Here is a 19,478-nt window from a genome sequence, read left to right as displayed (position 1 = left end):
GGCCAGGGCGCGCGGCCCTGACCACCGGAGGAGCCGGCGCTCAGTTGGGCGCGTGGCCACCGTCGCCGTCGACCGTGATGTCCGGCTTGCCGTCCTGGTCGAGGTCGACGAGCGTGATGTTTACTTCGCCGTCGCCGTCCGTGTCGAACTGGAACAGGTCGGCCTTGCCGTCGCCGTCCGTGTCCGAGGCCCAGACGTCGGCCTTGCCGTCCTGGTTGGTGTCGCCCTTGATGAGGTCGACGCGGTCGTCGCCGCGCGTCTCTACGGTCTCGCCCATGGGGGAACTCCTTTGATTGTGGGATTGCCCGGCAGCCACGCTAGGCGGTGGCTGCCAGGTGGGCAATGCAGAGGTAATTAATCAGCCTTCGGCGCGGGGGTCTTGCGCGGATCCACCCCGGCCGTCGCGAGCTGCGTCAGGACCTGCGCGGATTCGTCCAGCCCGATGACGAGTACGCCGTCCGGCGCGAATCCCTTGATCGACTTGACCTGTTCGGAGACGTTGATCGCCACGGCGTCGTCGGAGGGCGCGTCGTAGTTGAGGGTCTGGATCGCCGAGCTCGGGACACCCGCCTTGATCAGCTCGTCCCGCACGTTGATCTGCAGGCCCTCGCCGTAGGCGCCCTTCATCGCGATGATCGAGATCCGCTTGGTGCCGTCGCGGAGGATCACGTCGGCGAGCGCCTTGCCCTGCAGCACGTCCGAGGGTGCCGTGCGGAAGAACCGGCCGTCGTCGACGACGGTGGAGAGCTGCGCCGAGGTCGCCGACGGGCTGATCGCGATCACCTTGGACGAGGTGATCTGCTCCATCACGCCCGCCGTGACCCGTGATGTCGTCGGGCCGAGCACGATCTGGGCACCGGCGCTGATATGCGCCTTGAGCTGTGCCTTCGCCTTTTCGATGTCGGTCTTGTCGTCGCCGTTGAGCCACTGGACCGGCTTCTCCAGAACGCCCTCCGCGTCGTTGATCTCCTTGATCGCCAGCCGGGCACCCGCGTAGATCGGCGGGTTGCTCTCGCTGTTGCCACCGGAGTGGGAGGTGAGGTCGCCGATGATCAGCGGGGCACCGGTCGGCTTCGTGCTCGGCTTCGCCGGTGCCGGACCGGGCTGCGCGCTCGCCGTACCGGGGGCGCCGGCGCCGACATACTCGGTGAGCACATCATTGATCTTGTTGTTGGTGTCGAAGTGCATCGTGCCGTAGGTGGTCGTCGACGGCTCGCCGATCTCGCTCAGCCCGGTCTTCACCGTGACGCCGACATACTGCAGGTCCTTGCCCTCACGGGCCAGATTCAGGCACTCCGCCACCGCGGTGCACGGCTGCCCGAAGTTGGTCACGCCGACGATGTAGTTCTTGACCACCTCCGGATCCGTGGTCCGGGCGAGCTGCGTGGCGAGGGCGGCGATGACGACCGCGTCATAGGACTCCCCGGCGTAGGCCAGGTCGTGCAGATTCGGGTCGATGTTGTTCAGGCGGCGCCGGAAATCCTCCGTCAGCCGGATCAGCGGTGCCGTGCCCTTCATCCCGTCCAGCAGACGGGGCTGGTTCTTCACCAGCGCGCCGACACCGTTGAGCATGTTGCCGTCGGAGCCGTAGAGGCGTACGGGGGCGGTGGGGCTGCTGTTCTGATCGCTGTCCGGGCCGCAGCCGGCGACGGTGGCCAGCAGGGCCGCACAGAGAACGAGGCGAAAGCCGGGTAGGTGGCGCATGCGGGGGCCTTTCCGGGGTCAAGGACGCATGGAGACTAACGCGAAGGGGATCTGTCCGGTACCCAGCGGGAGTATTGCGTTATGAGACGAGTGGGATCGCGATGTCGGCTTGCCAGGCCCGCATATGCTCCCAATGTGACCGGCGATTCACACGGCGTCTTTGAAGATGCGGCCCTTGTCCTGGACCGAGCCCTGGCGGGCGACTCGGACGCCGTTGCCGACACCTTCAACGAGGTGGTCGGCAAGGCCGGAGTCTCCGGCGTGACGGCGGTCGCATGGTGCCTGGCCAGCACGATCGCCGGTGACGGGCAGCCGTCCGGGCACTGGTCGCTGGAGTTCGAGGGCATCGAGGACGCGACCTATGACGCACGCTGGGTCGCCCGCTTCGTCAGCGCCTATCTCAACGAGGACATGCACACCGGCCAGGCCCTGATAGGCGCGGCCGATGCGGACGGCATCCTGTCGGAGTGCCTGCTCACCCTCGCCGGGTCGACGGCGGCGACACTGCGCCGGCGCGGTTGACGGCCGTGCGCCGATGGCGCATTTTGGCGTAAACGCCTAACGGAGGTCTATCCGTAGCATTCCGGGAGTCCGTGTCCGCTGTGGTCTCGGCATAGCCTCGGAAGGTTCCCCATGCCGTTTGCCGTCCGCCCCCGACTGGGACGATCTCTCGCCATCGTCGCCCTCGTCGTGTTGGCCCTCCTGATCACCGCTGAGGGCACCGCCGCCTCGGTCAGCACCTCGGCCGGAGTCCGGCTCGGCGACGAGCCCACCGTCGGCAGGGCCCGCTTCAACGCCGCCTTCACCCACGGCGTGGTGAGCGTCGAAGGCACCACCATCCACTATGTGAAGGGCGGCACCGGACCTGCGGTCCTGCTCCTGCACGGCTGGCCGTCGACCTGGTGGGAGTGGCACGACGTCATGAGCGGCCTGGTCGGCAAGCACACCGTCATCGCGGTCGACCTGCCCGGCCTCGGCGCGTCCACGGTGCCGACCGGCGGCTTCGACAAGGCCACGACCGCGCGCCGCATCCACCAGGCGCTCGTCAAGCTCGGCATCGGCAAGGCCACGGTCGTCGGCCACGACGTGGGCGTGCTCGTCGCCTACCCCTATGCCCGGGACTTCCCGGCCGACGTGGACCGGCTGGTCGTCATCGACCTGCCCCTATCCGGGTACGGCCTGGAGGAGTTCTACACCGCCGACTTCCACTTCACCTTCAACCTCGCCCCGAACCCGATCCCGGAGACGATCCTCGACACCGTCGACGTGCCCGCCTACCACGGGATGATCTACGACTACGCCTTCAACAAGCCGTCGATCGACCGGGAGCGGTACTACCTCGCCTACGCCGACCCCGCCAAACGCCACGCCGGCTACGAGTACTACCGAGCCTTCGCCACCGACGCCGCCGACAACCGGGCCAACGCGGCCGCGAAGCGGCTGACGATGCCGGTGCTCACCATGGGCGGGGACCACTCCTTCGGCTTCGTGCCCGCGTTCTTCCAGCCGGTCGCCGCCGACGTGCGGGGCGTGACGGTGCCGGGTGCGGGTCACTTCGTCCCGGAGGAGAACCCGTCCTTCGTCGCGGCCTGCCTGGGCTACTTCCTGGGAGACACGGCCGGGACGCCGCCGGCCGCCTATGCAGGCTGCGGAGCCTGATCACCGGTTGCGGGAGTGGACGGGGCGCTCCCGTCCACTCCCGGCACCGTCATCCATCACGAGAGCGGGCCCCCGGCCCACTCGATCATGGCGGGGAACTCGGCCTTCAGCCCCGAGGCGGCCCGGTAGGCCTCGTCGAGGGTGGGCAGCATCTGGCGGCGGAACGGATTGCCCAGGCCGCCGGCCCGGAAACGGACCGTGTAGCAGTCCGATGCGGGGCCGACCCGGTGGGTGATCCAGATATCCATGAGGCGACCATGGTTGATCGCCGACCAGTAGGCGATCTCGGTCTCAGCGACGTCATTCATCAGAACATTCTATCGAACGTGTGTTCGAAGAAGCCTCGATGCCCCCGTACTGATATCTCACCGAGACCTTCTCCGAGACGGAGATCCTCGATCGTGGCGGGTGGGGCGCGTCGGGGCGAGCCCAGCACGCCCAGATCTGCGGTCTTGCTCAGCGGGCGGTGATCATGCCGTGGCCAGCAGATCGGTCATGCCGGTGATGACCGCGTCGGCGCCTGCGGCCTGGAGGGGTGCCGCCCGGTCCGGCTGGCTCGCCAGACCGATGGCGAGCGTGCCCGCTGCCTTGGCCGCCTCGATGTCGGTGACCGAGTCGCCGATCAACACGCATCCGCCGGGCTCGGCCTCCACCAGCATGCAGGCCATCGTCACCAGGTAGGGATGAGGCTTCATCGACCCCGGCCGCCCCGGCATCCGGCCCAGGACCACGTCGGTCAGCCCGGTCAGCCGGTGCAGAGCCAGGTAGGCCTCGACCGCCTCGGGCGAGTTGTTGCTGACGATCGCGACCGGGCGTCCCGACGCGGCGACCGCCCGAAAGGCCTCGTGGCCGCCCGGAGTGGGCGCCGCACCGGCGACGGCTTCCAGCTCGACGGCGCGCAGTTCCTGCTCGGCGCGGAGCGCGATCTCCCGATCGTCGACGGTGGCGAGGAACCTCGCCACCTCGATCGGATCGCTGGTCGTGATCAGGTGCGGGGGCAGGGCGACGCCGGCGAGCCCGAGGACGGAGAGAACCCGGTCGGCGGCGGCCCAGTCGGTGAGGGTGGCGAAGATCCGGCAGAGGGAGCCGTCGAAGTCGAAGAGCACGGCCTCGGCCTGATGGAGCAGCTTGTGCACGACCCATCCTCCCAACCCGGTCCCGGTGGTGCCTAGCCGCGTGGGCCGAAGCGCTCGTCGACGGGTTCCTCGCCGCGCCGCAGCGCGTCGATGAAGGCCCGATCCGCCGCGAAGCGGGCCGCCGCCTCGGAACCCTCGGCAACGGAGCCATGGCCGGGCACCACGATGTCGACCTGCTTGACGAGGTCCTCCAGCCGGTCGAGCGCCGCCTCATAGATCTCCACCCGATCAGGGCGGGGAAGGCCGAACATCGGGACCAGGACATCGGAGAGCATGTCCCCGGCGAGCAGCACGCCTCGGTCCGCGAGCAGGAGTGCCGCATGGCCGGGCGCGTGCGCCTCGTGCTCGACGATCTCGCCCGGGATCGGCCCGCCGTCCGCGGGCAGCGGGGTGATCAGCCCGAGCAGTTCCAGGGGGACGCCCGACGCGCTCTCCGCCGCCATCTGCTGCCCCCGCTCGCGGCCTGCACCGGCAGCACGGGCGCAGGCGGCGGTGCCGTATCGCGGCACGTCGCCGAATCGGGGATGCCACAGCAGATGATCCCAGTGGGGATGGGTGGAGAACCCGGCGATCACCGGAGTTCCGAGCCGGTCCAGGTCGTCGGCGAGATCGTCGAGCTCCGCGCCCTCGATGCCGGGGTCGACCAGGATCAAGCCGCCCTCACCGCGGACGACGATGGTGTTGCTCCAGACCCATGCGCTCTGTCGCACCCACACGCCATCGGCAATCTGATTCAGCATCCGTTCAGGCTGCCAGGTGGCCCCGCCCGGCGCCAGCGAATCGTGGTGAGACGCAAAATGCCGACCCACATGAATGCTGGTCGGCATCGCGAAAGCCCGGCGAAAGGCTATGTGGCCAGGGGCGGGGTCGAACCGCCGACCTTCCGATTTTCAGTCGGACGCTCGTACCAACTGAGCTACCTGGCCGCGATCACCCCGAGGTGATCTTGCGGTCCTGACGGGACTTGAACCCGCGACCTCCGCCTTGACAGGGCGGCGAGCACTCCAACTGCTCCACAGGACCTTGCTCTTGCTGCTGAGACTGTATCAGTCTCCGTTCCGTGCCCCCAACGGGATTCGAACCCGTGCTACCGCCTTGAAAGGGCGGCGTCCTGGGCCGCTAGACGATGAGGGCGGCCGAACCATCATTGCATATTCTGCGTTGAGGGTTTTCGTGCTCCCATCCGGCCCCGCCGGAGGCTCGGAAAGCATATGTGATGGCGAGGCCACCTGCCAAATCCACCCCCGGCGCGCCCTCCGACCTGCTTGATCGCGTTGTTTCCCGGAACCAGGCCCCTCAAGCGCACTGCGAAGGGACTGTTTCCCGGAAACAACGCGATCAAGCCGCGCCACGCCGAACCCGAGCTACGGCTGGGGAGCGGGCATGGGGATGAGTTTGAGCTTGCGGGCCAGCAGCATCGGGATGATCTGCCGGATCGCCGCGAGCGTCTGCGCCCGGTCGCCGCCGCCGTCGTGCAGGAGCACGATCGAGCCGCTGCGCGTGTTGTTGACCACTCGCTTGACGATCGCGCTGGTGCCGGGCTTGTTCCAGTCCCAGGGGTCGACGCTCCAGCCGAGCGATTTCTTGCCGAGGGACTTGGCTACGCGGCTCACCGCTGCGGTCCAGTTGCCGCCGGGCTGGCGGAAGTACGGAATCGGCACACCGGGGACCACGGCGTGGATCGCATTGTCGGTCTTGAGCAGGTTGGTCTTGATCGCCGCATCGGACCACTTGCCGAGAGCGAACTCGTGGTTCCAGCTGTGGTTGCAGAGCGTATGGCCCTCGTTGACGATGCGCCGGATCAGATCGGCGTGCGCGGAGACCTGGGAGCCGATCACGCAGAAGGTCGCCTTGACCCCGCGCGCCTTGAGCTCGTCGAGGATCCGGGGCGTCCAACCGCCCTGCGGCCCGTCGTCGAAGGTGAGCGCCACTCCCGTCGACCCGGTTCTGCTGATCACCGGGTTCGGCGGCTTCGGCGGCTTCTTCGTGGGCGACGGCGTCGGATTCACCGACGGCGACGGCACCGCTGACGGCGACGGAGAGGCCGACGGAGACGGTGTGGGGGTTGGAGCGGCGGTCGGCTCGGATGAGCCGCAGCCGGCGATCAGGAGGGAGCCGGCGAGGGCCGCGGTCGTCAGGACGGCAAGGAGGTTGCGTCGTGCCATCTGTGCTCCTCTGAGGTGGGGGTTGCGCTCCGAGAGAGCCGAACGAGGTGGAGGCCCCGGGTCAGCGGAGCCTCCAGATGTAACCCCAGCGTTTCACAGATGGGCGAATTAGGGCAGTGCTAAGCGGGTAACGCCTGGTAGCCAGGGCGCGTACTGCTCGGGGTGCTCGTTGAGACCGACCCACAGTGTCGATGGCTCGACCCATCGAAGGGCGGCGACCTCGGCAGGATCGATCTTGGGCCGGTAGGCCGTCGGCTCGATGATGCCGAGCAGCACGTGGTCGTACTCGTGCTCGACCCGGCCGGATGCCGGATCGTCCGCGCGATAGGTGAAGGCGCCGACCTCGGTGAGATCGACACCGGTGAGGCCGACCTCCTCGGCGAGACGCCTCGCGGCTGCGGTGACGAGCTTCTCACCGGGGGCGGGGTGCCCGCAGGCGGTGTTGGCCCAGCGGCCAGGGAAACGGGTCTTGGCCGTGGCGCGCTGCTGGAGCAGGAGCCTGCCCTGGGAGTCCATCAGCAGCACGGAGAATGCGCGGTGGAGCCGCCCTGGGCTCTGGTGCGCGTCGGCGACCGAGAGCTCGCCGATCGCGGTCCCCTCGGTGTCGACGAGCTCGACGAGGTGCGTCTCGCGGGACGTGATGACGGCACTCATCCCGTCACCCTCGCCGCGGCGAGTTTTCCCGAGATCAGCACCATTGGCACACCCACGCCCGGCTGCGTGCCGGAGCCCACAAAGACCACATTAGATAGATTAGGGTGCGTGTTGCCCGGGCGGAACGGCCCGGTCTGCCGAAATGTGTGCGCGGCGGAGAAGGGGGATCCGGCCAGATGCCCTTGTCGGGCCCAGTCTGCCGGGGTTACCACGTGTGACACGTCGATCGACGCTCCAAGATCTAGATATCCGCGATGTTCGAGTGTGGCGAGAATCTCACCGGCGTACCGGCGGCCCAGCTGTGGTGACCAGGTCACCGGCGCTGCCCGCAGGTTCGGGACCGGCGCGAGGATGTAGTAGCTCTGCCTGCCCTCCGGAGCGAGCGTCGGGTCGGTGCGGCTGGGGTTGGTGACGAGCAGGGACGGGTCGCTCATCAGCTCGCCCCGCTCGATGACCTCGTCAAACGTCCGTTCCCAGGCCTGCCCGAAGTGAATGTTGTGATGAGCGATCTTGGAGTAGGTCGCGGTCGAGCCGAGGTGGATCACGACGCAGCTCGGGGATGCCTTGAGCTTGCGCTTCGGTGGCGGCCCCGGCAGCAGGTCATAGGCGCTGGGCAGGTCGGGATTGAGCACCACCGCGTCGGCGGTGATCCGCTCGCCGTCGAGCGTCTGCACCGCGACCGCCCGGCCGCCGCGCGTCTCCACGGCGGTCACGGTCGTGTCGTAACGGAAGGTCACGCCGTGCTTCTCCGCCGCACCGGCGAGCGCCACCGGCAGCTGGTGCATCCCGCCGCGCGGGTGGAAGACGCCGGCGACGGTGTCGAGATACGCGATCACCGCGTAGATCGCGAGGGCGTCCCGCGGCGCGAGCCCCGCGTAGAGCGCTTGAAAAGAGAAGATCCGCTGGGTACGGGCATCGCGGAAGAACTCGCCGATCTTGTGACTCAGCGGGCGGAACGCGCCGGTGCCGAGCAGCCGCAGCAGGTTCATCGTCATCAGGTCCCGCGGACCGTCGAGATTGCGGTCGATGAAATCCTTGCGTTCGAGCTGCCAGAGGTGCTGCGCCCAGTCGGCGAAGCGGAGATATCCGTCGGCCTCCTGGCGGCCGCAGACCGTGCGGATGTTGTCCCACATCGCCTGCCGGTCGGCGCTGACATCGAGCGTCGACCCGTCGGGGTAGTGCGCCCGGTAGGCCGGTTCCAGCCGCACGAGGTCGAGCCAGTCGTGCAGCTCCTCGCCCACCGCGTGCAGCGGCTCGGCGATGAGCTCGGGTGCGGTGAGCACGGTGGGGCCGGTGTCGAAGCGGTACCCGTCCAGCGCCAGCAGGCCCGCTCGGCCGCCGGGCTGGCTGTGGCGTTCGAGCACGGTCACCTCGCGACCGGCGCCGGCGAGGTGGAGGGCGCAGGAGAGTCCGCCCAGGCCCGCGCCCACCACGATCACCCGACTTGTCGGATTGGATATGGTTCGCACGTTTTGCATCTTCGCATGTCGGGCGGGCACTTCCGACCCGACGGCACTGCGTAGGCTGGTTACTGGCGTTGATCCGACAGACGGACGGCAGAGCAGGGGGAGCGCGTGGAGGCGATCGTCGCGGCTGCCTATCGCCGCTGCCGAGAGCTTCATCGTATCCACGGCCGCAGCTACTACCTCGCCACCAAGCTGCTGCCGCGCCGCGACCGGTGGCACGTGCACGCGCTCTACGGCTTCACCCGCCATGCCGACGATCTCGTCGACCACCCCGGTGCCGACCCGGCCCTCGCCCTCACCGAACTCGGCAAGGCGATGCACGCCGGGCTCGCCGATCCCACCGCCGTCGCCGATCACCCGCTGCTGCCCGCTTTCGTGCAGACCGCTCGTGAGCTGCGGTGGGACCCCGCTGACCTGGACCTGTTCCTGAGCAGCATGGCGATGGATCTGACCGTCACGGCGTACCCGACATATTGTGATCTGCTCGGCTACATGGACGGATCCGCGGCCGTGATCGGCACGCTGCTGCTGCCGATCCTGCGGCCGACGGACCTGGCGGCGGCGCGCGAGCCCGCGCGGCAGCTCGGCCTCGCCTTCCAGCTCACCAACTTCCTGCGCGACGTGGGCGAGGACCTCGACCGCGGCCGCGTCTACCTCCCCGCCGAAGATCTCGCGCGCTTCGGGGTCAGCCGGGCCACGCTGCGCTCGCGCACCCCGGCGGTCCGGCAGCTCATCCGGTACGAGGTGGGCCGCGCCCGCGAGCACTACGAGCTGGCCGCCGCCGGGGTGGCCGTCCTGCCGCCCGCGTCGGCTCGGTGCGTGCGGGTGGCGCACGCCGTCTACGGCGCGATCCTGGACGAGATCGAGTCGGCGGATTACGACGTCTTCAGCGAGCGGATCACCGTGCCCGCGGTGCGGCGGCTGCGGCTCGCGGCGGCGGCTATCCGCTCGTCCGCCGCTTGAGGTCGGCGTAGCGCACGGTCGCCTCGACCAGCTCCAGGAACCCCTCGATCGCCGTGTCGAACCGGCCGGCCAGCTTCGAGTCGACGAACTCGCCCTCGGGTGTCAGCGCCTGACCGGCCTGGGCCAGCGAGAACATCTCCGGGTAGACCCGCATCCCGAGGTGCTCCAGCGGCACCCGCAGCGCCCACGCGCCCCGGTTGCCGCCGACGAGCGAGGGGGAGGCGCTGAGCAGCATCCCGTTGCCGCCCCAGAACGGCTGCGGCTTGATCCGCGATGTCCAGTCGATCAGGTTCTTCAGCGATCCCGGGATCGAGTGGTTGTACTCCGGCGCCGCGATGATCAGGGCATCCGCCGCGCGGAGCCGGTCGCGGAAGGCCAGCGCGGCGGGCGGGACGCCGTCGGCCCGCTCGGCATCGGCGTCGTAGTCGGGCACGGCGAGCTCCGCATAGGGCACCAGATCGGCCTCCGCGCCGGTCTCCCCGACCCGCCGCGCGGCGAGCCGGGCCAGCGCGACGTTGTAGGAGCCCGTCCGCAGCGAAGCGCCGACGATGAGGATGCGGAGCGGTCGATCGGTCATCCGTGGATCGTCGCACGTGCTGCGACATTCCCTCCACAGACGGCAGTGACCGCACCGGACGGGCCGTCCGGTGCGGTCACTGTGCAGCGGGTACTGCTACTTCGCCTGATGGATCACGGGTGCGGGTTGCGCTCCGCTCGGAGCGTGGCTGCCCAGAGCCGCTCGCCGCTGGAAGGGGAAGTAGTTGTAGGGCAACTTGTAGGGGTAGAAGTAGAAGCTGCCGACCACGTCCACACTGATATCGGTCGCGCCGGCCCGCGTTGAAGACGTTGAACGAATTCGTCGGCCCGATGATCGAGATGACCGCGTTGGGCACGATCGCCCCCTGACCCGCGTTGACATTGCTCACGCCAGGCTGGCCGAAACCGCTGATCCCGTTGGGCCACACCGTGAGATAGGTGGTCTTGGTGGGATTGATCGCGGTGACGTTGAGCGCCAGCGCCACGGTGTCCGTGTCCAGCACGCTCGGCGGGGCCGCGATGACGGCCGTCGCGCCCCCGGGGATCGCCGACGGTGTGCCCAGCGCGGACCGGCTGTCCGCGATGCGCTCCGGAGTCAGCGGCTGGAACCGCAGCCCGTCACCGAGCGTGCTGTCGTCGTAGAACCCGAAGATGTCGACGATGACGTGCGCGGCGGTGCTGGTGTAGATGGCGATCGACGGGGCCAGGTAACCGCTGCCGGAGCACTCCACGCAGGGAGTGGTCGGCACGATCGCGAAGTTCGCCACGGTGGCGTTCTTCGTGAAGTTGAGCGTCGACGAGGCCGGCAGGTCCTCAGCACCGTTCCAGGTGGTGAAGAATCCCGTGCCCGAGGGGCTGACCGCCGTCACGTTCACCGCGAACGCCTTGACGTGCGAGTTGACCGCGGCGCCGAAGTTCGCCGGCAGCTGGATGTAGTAGCCGCCCGGGAGCTTCCCGCCGGACTTCCGCGTGTCGAGCAGCCGGACCGGTTTGAAGGGCTGGTACTCGCCGCCGATGTTCGCGTTCGGCTCGTAGTTCGACGGCTCGTTCCCCGCGTAGTAGCCCACGACATCGGCGATGATGTTCGTGGAACCGGCGGCGTTGTAGATGTCGACGTAACCACCCGGTCCGGTCGCGACCGTCACCGAGTTCGCGCCGGTCCACCCCTTGGGGAAGTTGAGCGAGGAGACGGTCGGCCGGACGCCGCCGCCGGGGTAGACGGACAGGTAGCTCCGGGCACTCGGACCCGAGACCGTGACGTTGAGCACCACGGCCGTGGCGTTGACGGGCACCCAGGCGACACCGCCCACCTTCAGATGGACGACGCCACCCGCCTTCACCGTGGTCTTGGGAGCACCGCGGCCCGTCCTGGTGTCCAGGACCCGGTAGGGCTGCCGACCGAAGTAGGTCCCTACCTGCGGCATCTCCCCGTAGGCGGTCAGGTAGGCGTTATGCGAGCCCTGAATGCTGTTGTTCGGCAGCTTCACATACGCGTTCTGATTGGCGATGGCGGTGGGCTTCGCCGCCACCTCCAGGACGCAGGTGCTGCCCGGGTTGACCGTCTGACCTGAGCAGGTGTCGCTGAGGATGACGAATGAACCCGGCTGCGCGCCTTCGAGCGTCGCCGAGCCGAAGGTCACCGCAAGCGCGCCGGTGGACTTCACCGTGAGCTGGCTGGGGGCGCTCTGCTCGCCCAACTCGTTCATGCCGAAGTCCAGCGAGCCCGGCGTGATGGTGAGCTGGCGGCCGTCGACGCCCGCAAGTTCCAGATGCGCGAACCGCTGGCCGCCGAGCGTGTTGTCCGGGATGGTCAGCGACGCGGTCTGCGTGCCCAGAGCAGTCGCCCTCGGCGTCACCGTCACCGTGCAGGTCTCCCCGTAGGTGAAGGTCTTGCCCGAGCAGGAGTCGGCGGTGATCGCGAACGCCGCCGGGGTGTCCCCGCCCAGAGCAGCGGTCCCGTAGGTGACGGGGTTGCTGCCCCGAGCGGTGTAGGTCAGCACCTTCGACGTTCCGTCGGTGCCGGTCGGCTGGCTGCCGAAGAGCACCCGGTTGGAGCTCGATGCAGCCAGGACGTGCTCGACCGTCGAGTTCCAGTGCAGCTCCCCCGTGACCGGAGGGCCCTGCTCGCAGTTCACCGAGTACTTCCCCGCGATGCCGGTGAGCACGCCCGCTTCGTCGCGGCGTACCTGCGTGATCGTCAGGGTTGAACCGACACGGGCGTCGCACCCGTAGCCGCCGGTGCTGATGTCGAAGTCAGCGTCGGTCGCGGAGGCGTAGTAGCCGGCCGGGTAGGTGGTGTTCTCCGTCCACGACTGACCGATCGGCGGTGCGATGGTGAGGACGAGGGTTTCACCGCCACTCGGGGTCGTCCGGCTGACCCAGAACCGAACGCTGTCCGGTGCCGGCGGGTGATAGATGGTGAAGGAGTCGACGTTGCCGTCGTAGACGGCGCTGGTCCACAGCACGTAGACGCCGGTGTTGCGGGTGCCTCCGTCGATCGAGACGGAGTTGTAGGGCGGGCTCGGTGCGGCCGCGACCGCCGCATCGGTGAGCCCGACGACCGCCGCCGACAGCGCGACGACGGTGGTGATGGCGCCGGAAATGACGCCACGAGAAATGCGCACGTTACCCCCATGGACTAGGGCGCATTGAAGGGTGGGTTGGAGCGCCTGCAAGATATCCGTCCAGCTCTCAGGGGATCAAGACGATTCGCCGATCCCTGGCCGAACATTCGGCGGTTCGGTGCGAACGCGGGAGTGGCCCGTCGGGTCGAGGAGCCCTCGTTCATCGACAATCTGAAATGGGTTACTACTCGTCGGGAAATCTCGGCGGCATTGTCTCTCTTGGCGAGAAGTGCCGTTCACGCGCCCGAAATCGTGACGACATAAAAGCCTTACCGGTTAGTGGCGTGTGATATTAGTCATACTCAGACATGGGGATGTGTCAATTGATGATCGACTGTCCTGCGTCGTTATTCGGACAGTGTTCGACGATTGAATGGTTCGAGCGAAATCGGGGCACAGTCCGCCAATCGTTGGGCGTGGATGGCTCATTTCTGGCTGGCGAGGCCGTTTCCTTCGTACTTTTGGTGAGCCGCGGCGAACCGTCCGCCGGTGATACGCCACGCATCGCCGCATTCCCATGACTGCTGGTTGTCTTCCTCCCGGCGCAAAGCATGCCTAGGTTGACCAGGTCAACGACAGAGCGACATCGGGGCAGGTGGGGCCGCGATGTATCGCCGTACGTGGCGGGGATGGCGCGAATGAATCAGATTCGCGTCCTGCGATCATGTGTCAGGGGGAAATCCAACATGTCGGCAATACTCAGCGACATCTGGTCATGGATTGTGGAAGCAGTCGGCCAGACATCGTGGCGGGATATCTGGCCACTCGGAATAGCCGGGATTCTGGTGTGGGCACTGTGGCTCTACCGGGCCATCCTGTCGCGATTTGCCAAACCGGTCGTCAACGACTACCGCACAACGGTTTCGGTGGTCGTTCCCGCGTATCGCGAAGACCCCGACATTCTTATGGAATGCCTGAACAGCTGGCTGAGTCAGGATCCGGATGAGGTCATCATCGTTCCCGACATCGAGGACACGGAGGTCCTGCGCCGGCTCAGTGCGGTGACCGACCCGCGGGTTCGCACGCTCGCCTTCGAGCACCGCGGCAAGCGCTCCGCGCTGGGTGTGGGCATCCGGGCCGCCCGTCACGAGATCATCGTCCTCGCGGACTCCGACACCCGGTGGGAGCCCGGGCTCCTCGCCGCCGTGCAGATGCCGTTCGTCGATCCCGATGTCGGCGGCGTGGGCACCCAGCAGAACGTCTACCAGCGCCAAACCAGTGTCTGGCGGCGGATCGCCGACTGGCTGGTCGACCTCCGGTACTACGACTACGTACCGGCCATGGGGCGAGCGGGGGCCGTCGCCTGCCTGTCCGGGCGGACTGCGGCGTATCGGCGGGCCGCCGTCCTTCCGGTCCTGGAGAACCTGGAGAACGAGTTCTTCCTGGGGCGTCGCTGCGTCGCCGGTGACGACGGACGGCTGACCTGGCTCGTGCTGGCCTCGGGTTACAAGACGGTCCACCAGTCCTCCGCCCGAGCCCTCTCGATGTTCCCGAGCGGGCTGCGGGCCTTCATGAAGCAGCGGATCCGATGGAGCCGGAACTCCTACCGCTGCTACCTCACCGCCATATACAAGGGCTGGCTCTGGAAGGTGCCCGTCGTCACCAAGATCACCGTGCTGCAGATCCTGCTGACGCCGGTGACGATGGGGATGGCGATGGGCTACCTCCTGCTGAGCCGGCTCGAGCTCAGCGGCCGCGGCATCGCCCTCGTGCTCATCTGGGTCATGCTGGGCCGGGCGGTCCGCGGGTACTCGCACCTGCGACGGCACCCGGGGGACATCCTCCTGCTGCCGGTGCTCGCGGTCACCATCATCGCGATCTCCCTGCCCATCAAGCTGTTCGCGTTCATCACCATGAACAAGCAGGGCTGGCTCACGCGTACCAGCGATCAAATCGGCGGTGAGGGCCAGAACGCCGCGTCGCTGCAGCCGAGCCAGCAGCCGTCTCAGCAGCACTCCGCCCAGCCCGCGGAGCGCGTACTCGAGGATGCCGGGGTCCGGTCGTGACACAGCTGATGACACCTGTCTCGAAGCCGCGCGACGCTCGCCGGGTCACGGTCGGCATGGTCGGCCTGCTGATCGGCGCCGTCGTCGGCGCGTCGGCGTTGGCCGCTCCGGCCGGTGCGGGACCGCGAAGCGACCCGACAGCACCCGGTGCCCTCTCCGATCAGGCCGCGCAGCAGGAGGCGGCCCTGGTGGCGGACGAGGACTACCGGCTCAACCAGGTGCGAGCGGTCGCCTCGGTGGCGGCACGGCAGGGCGGCACCATGTGGTCCAAGCCCTACCGGTTGGACACCGGCAGTGGCTACACCCTGGTGCTCACCCAGCGCGGCAGGCCCTACCAGGTCGCCGACCTGCTCGAACTGGCACCGCAGACCTTCGTACGCCAGGCCGACGGCGCCTACCTGCTCACCGAGAACATCTACCTGACGACGGGCGCGAAGCTGAACCTGTCCAACCCCGGCGGTCTCACCGTGCGGCTGGTGAGCAACAGCAACGGGTTCGTCTCGATCATCTCCTTCGGCGGGCAGCTCACCATCGCGGGTACGCCGCAGGGGCCGACCACGATCACGAGCTGGGACCCGCGTACCAACACACCCGACACCGAGGTGCAGGACGGGCGGGCCTACGTACGCGCCATCAGCGGCCAGTTCAGCATGGAGTACGCGACGATCGAACACCTCGGCTTCTGGAGCGGCCGCACCGGTGGTCTCAGCCTCACCGGCACCGAACGCCCGGACGCGGGTGCCGTCGACGCGCCGGAGCACCTGACCAAGACCGAGCGCCACATCGCGAAGGACCAGCGCCTGAACGGGCCGGCCAAGTCGGACCAGCCACCCTCCGTCGGCAACGTGACGGCGCAGCCGAGCGGGCCGCTGACGAACCCGGACAGCCGGTTCACCCTCCCCGGCCAGTCCTACGTCTCGGTCAACATCTCGCACTCGACGCTGACCGGCAACGAGTTCGGCCTGTTCATCTCCAGCGCTCAGGGCATCACCATCACCGACACGACCGTGGAGAAGAGCCTCTCCTCCGGGCTGGTGATGCACCGCGGCGCGTCGAGCGCGGTGATCGAGCGGGTGGTGTCGCGCGGCAACGGCGGCGACGGCTTCGTCCTGTCCCGGGCGACGCAGGAGGTGCGGATCAGCGGTTCGACCTCGCAGAACAACGGCGGCAACGGGTTCACCGTCAACGGTGAGGCGCTGGCGAACGGGCCGTCGGCCTCGGGTGAGTCCACCGCGGTCTACGGCTCGAACTCCATCTCCAACAGCGTCGCCGAGAACAACGTGCACTACGGCATCGAGATCCTCGGCGGACTCGACGTCGGCATCCAGAACAACCGCATCGTCGGCAGCGACATGGGCATCGTGGCGCGGCAGGGCGGAATCAAGATCTCGATCACCGGCAACCAGCTCTTCGACCAGCAACGGCAGGGGATCGCCGTCCGCGACGGGGTGACCGCCACGATGACCGGCAACGTCATCACCCGTGCGCAGACGGCGGTCTACGTGCGCGACTCGGTCGTCGAGGTGCGCGGCAACACCATCCAGCGGGCGGGCAATCACGGCATCGCCATGGTCGGCGGTGTGGAAGGCTCGGTCATCGCGTTCAACGTCATCGGCGGCGTCGGTCCGAGCGCGCTGGACCTCTCCCGGTCGCACGGCGACGTCGCCGTCGACGAGAACCAGACGTTCGCGTGGTACGACACGAGTTCGTTCTGGGTCCGGGTGCGCCACTACGCCAGCCCGATGACGATGCTGTGGGCCGCCATCTTCCTGCTGATCCTCTTCATCGCGACGAAGGGCATCCGCCGCCGCAGCGCTGCGAAGCTCCATCCTTACCAGGACAAGCAGCCGCTGAGCCCCAAGGCGCCCATCGAGATCAATACCGCCGGCGGCCGTACGCTGGTGCCCGCACTGTCGGAGGTGGCCGGATGAGCACTCAGGAGCCGATCGACATCCCGGACGCGCCGGTGAGCAGGCGCGGGATACCCACCGGGCCATGGGTCTGGGTCACCGGTGCCCTGGTGGCGGTGGTGATCGCGCTGGTCATCACGCTCGTCGTGGTAACGAGCGGTGGCGGAGACGCGCGGCCGACCGGGCAGCGGGACAGGGAGAGCAGGTCACCGCGTACGCCGGTCGTCGGGAGCAGTGGTACCCCGACCGCGACACAGCCGACGGTGCCCGCGCCGACCGCCGTACCGGCCGGTTGCCCGCAGGCGACGATCACCGTGTCGGAGGCGAGGGGCCTGCACGACGCGCTCGCGAGCGCCAGGCCGGGCGATGTCATCGCGCTGCGGGACGGCGTCTACGAGGGCAAGTTCGTCGCCACGACCCCGGCGACCAAGGAGCAGCCGATCTACCTGTGCGGCGGCGCCGGAGCGGTGCTCGACGGCGGCGGCATCAAGGCCGGCTACGTGCTGCACCTCGACGGCGCCAGCTACTGGCGGGTGATGGGCCTGACGCTCTTCAACGGGCAGAAGGGCCTGATGGCCGATCGGGTGCAGGGTGCGCTGATCGCGGGGCTGACCGTGGAGCAGATCGGCGACGAGGGCATCCACCTGCGCAACTTCAGCTCCGACAACGTGGTGCGCGGCAACACCGTGCGCAACACGGGCAACCGCCGCGACACCTTCGGCGAGGGCATCTATGTCGGCACCGCGAAGTCCAACTGGTGCACCGTCACCGCGTGCAAGCCGGACAACAGCGACCGCAATCTCGTCGAGGGCAACACGATCACCGACACCACCTCCGAGAGCATCGACATCAAGGAGGGTACGACCGGCGGCCGCGTCCTGAACAACACCTTCGACGGCTCGAAGTTCAGCGGCTCGCACGCCGACTCGTGGATCGACGTCAAGGGCAACGGCTGGCTGATCCAGGGCAACCTGGGGCGCAACTCCAAACAGGACGGGTTCCAGACCCACGAGGTCGTCGAGGGCTGGGGCACCAACAACGTCTTCAAGGGCAACACCGCCGAGGTGAACGGACCCGGGTACGGCTTCAACTTCGTACCGGTGCGCAACAACACGGCCAACTGCGACAACAAGGTGATCGGCGCCGCCAAGGGCTTCAGCAACAAGGCCTGCGGCTGACCCTCCCGTAACTCGACAAGACCTCAGTGCCGGACCCGTGTCCGGTACGGCTCCCCCCTTCCCGAAAACAGGAGAAGTCAATGAACATGGAGAGCACCTTCGGCGAAGTCACGCCGAGGCTCACCGTCATCGGTACCGGATACCTCGGTGCCACGCACGCCATCTGCATGGCAGTTCAGGGTTATGAGGTGCTCGGGGTCGACGTGGACCAGAGCAAGATCGACCGCTTGACCGCCGGTGAAGTTCCGTTCTTCGAACCGGGACTTCCCGAGCTGCTGACCAAGGCGTTGACGTCGGGACGGCTCCGGTTCACCACCTCGTTCGCCGAGGCGGCCGAGTTCGGCGACGTGCACTTCATCTGTGTCGGCACACCGCAGATGGCGGGCTCGCACGCCGCCAACGTGAGCTATGTCTTCGACGCGACCCGGGAACTCGCCCGCCACCTGAACCGCCGGGCGCTCGTCGTGGGCAAGTCCACCGTGCCGGTGGGCACCGCCGCCGACCTGGCGGAGCTCATCGCCACCACGGCACCGGCGGGCTCGGAGATCGAGCTGGCCTGGAACCCCGAGTTCCTCCGCGAGGGCTTCGCGGTCGAGGACACGATGAACCCGGACCGGCTGGTCTTCGGCGTCGCCTCGGCGTGGGCCGAGGAGCAGCTGCGGGCGTCCTTCGCGCCGATGATCGAGCAGGGCAGCCCGGTGGTGGTGACCGACCGGATGACGGCCGAGCTGGTGAAGGTCGCGGCCAACTCCTTCCTGGCCACGAAGATCTCCTACATCAACGCGATGGCGGAGGTCTGCGAGACGATCGGCGCCGACGTCCAGGACCTCGCCACCGCGCTCGCCTACGACTCCCGGATCGGCGGCAAGTTCCTCAAGCCCGGCCTCGGCTTCGGCGGCGGCTGCCTGCCCAAGGACATCCGTGCGTTCGCCCACCGCGCGGGCGAGCTGGGTGTCGGGCAGGCCGTGGCGTTCCTGCACGAGGTGGACGCGATCAACCAGCGCCGCCGCACCCGCGCCGTCGACCTGGTCCGTGAGCTGGTGGGCGGGGACCTCACCGGCAAGCGGGTCGCCGCGCTCGGCGCCGCGTTCAAGCCGAACTCCGACGACATCCGCGACGCACCGGCGCTGGATGTGGCGAGCACGCTGCATCGAGCCGGTGCCCAGGTGTGCGTGTTCGACCCGGCGGCCCTGGACAACGCCCGGCGGGCGCACCCCGAGCTCGAGTACGGCGAGAGCCTGCTCGAAACGCTGCGGGGCGCCGACGCGGTGATCCTGCTGACCGAGTGGTCGGAGTTCCAGGAGATCGCTCCGGAGGTGATGGGGTCCGTGGTCGCACACCGCCGCATCGTCGACGGCCGGCACGCCCTCGACCCGATGGCATGGCGGGCTGCCGGCTGGGAGTACCGCGCACTGGGTCGCCCCTGAACCTAGTGGCGGTGCTTCCCGGCCGCTGACGATCACCGATATCGAGCAG

At 68.2% G+C, this 19,478-nt stretch carries 17 protein-coding genes and 3 tRNA genes; 7 read left to right on the top strand and 13 right to left on the bottom strand.

Annotation, left to right across the window (positions count from 1 at the left end; all coding sequences use genetic code 11):
• Positions 1-40: 40 nt before the first annotated feature.
• A complete protein-coding gene (locus F4553_RS20930) occupies positions 41-277 on the bottom strand; it encodes a hypothetical protein (RefSeq protein ID WP_184838490.1) in 237 nt (78 codons plus the stop codon).
• Between the two features lie 77 nt (positions 278-354).
• Positions 355-1,704 (bottom strand): ABC transporter substrate-binding protein, encoded by a 1,350-nt coding sequence (locus F4553_RS20925; RefSeq protein WP_184838488.1) that lies wholly within the window; start codon positions 1,702-1,704, stop codon positions 355-357.
• A 135-nt stretch (positions 1,705-1,839) separates the two neighbouring features.
• Here F4553_RS20925 and F4553_RS20920 point away from each other — a divergent pair, with 135 nt between their 5' ends.
• Positions 1,840-2,226, top strand: coding sequence for a hypothetical protein (locus F4553_RS20920; protein ID WP_184838486.1), 387 nt, complete (start codon positions 1,840-1,842; stop codon positions 2,224-2,226).
• 111 nt (positions 2,227-2,337) lie between these two features.
• The gene (locus tag F4553_RS20915; protein ID WP_184838484.1) at positions 2,338-3,363 is read left to right on the top strand and encodes an alpha/beta fold hydrolase; all 1,026 of its coding nucleotides are present in this window, start codon (positions 2,338-2,340) and stop codon (positions 3,361-3,363) included.
• 56 nt (positions 3,364-3,419) lie between these two features.
• Here the strand turns inward: F4553_RS20915 and F4553_RS20910 are convergent, their stop codons facing one another.
• From F4553_RS20910 to crtI, 9 genes are all read right to left on the bottom strand, one after another.
• A complete protein-coding gene (locus F4553_RS20910) occupies positions 3,420-3,671 on the bottom strand; it encodes a hypothetical protein (RefSeq protein WP_184838482.1) in 252 nt (83 codons plus the stop codon).
• A 162-nt stretch (positions 3,672-3,833) separates the two neighbouring features.
• Positions 3,834-4,499, bottom strand: a complete 666-nt coding sequence (locus F4553_RS20905; protein ID WP_184838480.1) for an HAD family hydrolase — start codon at positions 4,497-4,499, stop codon at positions 3,834-3,836.
• Between the two features lie 32 nt (positions 4,500-4,531).
• Positions 4,532-5,239: an MBL fold metallo-hydrolase gene (locus F4553_RS20900; RefSeq protein WP_184838478.1), complete on the bottom strand. Its 708-nt coding sequence runs from the start codon at positions 5,237-5,239 to the stop codon at positions 4,532-4,534.
• A 112-nt stretch (positions 5,240-5,351) separates the two neighbouring features.
• Positions 5,352-5,425 (bottom strand) — tRNA-Phe (locus tag F4553_RS20895).
• A gap of 23 nt (positions 5,426-5,448) precedes the next feature.
• Positions 5,449-5,522: transfer RNA gene (locus F4553_RS20890), tRNA-Asp, on the bottom strand.
• Positions 5,523-5,560: 38 nt separating this feature from the next.
• Positions 5,561-5,633 (bottom strand) — tRNA-Glu (locus F4553_RS20885).
• 230 nt (positions 5,634-5,863) lie between these two features.
• A complete protein-coding gene (locus tag F4553_RS20880; RefSeq protein WP_184838476.1) occupies positions 5,864-6,664 on the bottom strand; it encodes a polysaccharide deacetylase family protein in 801 nt (266 codons plus the stop codon).
• A gap of 108 nt (positions 6,665-6,772) precedes the next feature.
• Positions 6,773-7,306 carry an isopentenyl-diphosphate Delta-isomerase gene (gene idi / locus F4553_RS20875; RefSeq protein ID WP_184840984.1) on the bottom strand — a complete coding sequence of 178 codons (534 nt, stop codon included), beginning with the start codon at positions 7,304-7,306 and terminating at the stop codon, positions 6,773-6,775.
• An 8-nt stretch (positions 7,307-7,314) separates the two neighbouring features.
• Complete coding sequence (gene crtI, locus F4553_RS20870; RefSeq protein ID WP_184838474.1) at positions 7,315-8,787, bottom strand: phytoene desaturase family protein; 1,473 nt, start codon at positions 8,785-8,787, stop codon at positions 7,315-7,317.
• A 105-nt stretch (positions 8,788-8,892) separates the two neighbouring features.
• Here crtI and F4553_RS20865 point away from each other — a divergent pair, with 105 nt between their 5' ends.
• Entirely contained in the window at positions 8,893-9,747 is an 855-nt protein-coding gene (locus F4553_RS20865; protein ID WP_184838471.1) for a phytoene/squalene synthase family protein, read from the top strand.
• Here F4553_RS20865 and F4553_RS20860 read toward each other — a convergent pair.
• Together F4553_RS20860 and F4553_RS20855 are read right to left on the bottom strand one after the other, a co-directional pair.
• Positions 9,725-10,324, bottom strand: a complete 600-nt coding sequence (locus tag F4553_RS20860; RefSeq protein ID WP_184838469.1) for an NADPH-dependent FMN reductase — start codon at positions 10,322-10,324, stop codon at positions 9,725-9,727. The genes F4553_RS20865 and F4553_RS20860 overlap by 23 nt on opposite strands.
• Before the next feature lie 76 nt (positions 10,325-10,400).
• On the bottom strand, positions 10,401-12,908 hold the full coding sequence (locus F4553_RS20855) for a choice-of-anchor D domain-containing protein (RefSeq protein WP_184838467.1): 2,508 nt from the start codon (positions 12,906-12,908) through the stop codon (positions 10,401-10,403).
• A gap of 686 nt (positions 12,909-13,594) precedes the next feature.
• Between F4553_RS20855 and F4553_RS20850 the strand changes: the two genes are divergently transcribed.
• The 4 genes from F4553_RS20850 (at position 13,595) to F4553_RS20835 (ending at position 19,429) form a co-directional block, all read left to right on the top strand.
• Positions 13,595-14,914: a glycosyltransferase family 2 protein gene (locus tag F4553_RS20850; RefSeq protein WP_184838465.1), complete on the top strand. Its 1,320-nt coding sequence runs from the start codon at positions 13,595-13,597 to the stop codon at positions 14,912-14,914.
• Entirely contained in the window at positions 14,911-16,845 is a 1,935-nt protein-coding gene (locus F4553_RS20845) for a right-handed parallel beta-helix repeat-containing protein (RefSeq protein WP_312875289.1), read from the top strand. Before F4553_RS20850 ends, F4553_RS20845 begins: the two co-directional genes overlap by 4 nt.
• Positions 16,842-18,002, top strand: coding sequence for a right-handed parallel beta-helix repeat-containing protein (locus F4553_RS20840; protein ID WP_221469958.1), 1,161 nt, complete (start codon positions 16,842-16,844; stop codon positions 18,000-18,002). The genes F4553_RS20845 and F4553_RS20840 overlap by 4 nt, the downstream gene beginning before the upstream one ends.
• Before the next feature lie 80 nt (positions 18,003-18,082).
• Complete coding sequence (locus F4553_RS20835; RefSeq protein WP_221469957.1) at positions 18,083-19,429, top strand: UDP-glucose dehydrogenase family protein; 1,347 nt, start codon at positions 18,083-18,085, stop codon at positions 19,427-19,429.
• Positions 19,430-19,478 lie beyond the last annotated feature (49 nt).

It is taken from the genome of Allocatelliglobosispora scoriae (assembly GCF_014204945.1).
Taxonomy (GTDB): domain Bacteria; phylum Actinomycetota; class Actinomycetes; order Mycobacteriales; family Micromonosporaceae; genus Allocatelliglobosispora; species Allocatelliglobosispora scoriae.
The sequence above is the reverse complement of the archived record's forward strand: the minus strand, read 5'-3'. Positions and strand labels throughout refer to the sequence as shown.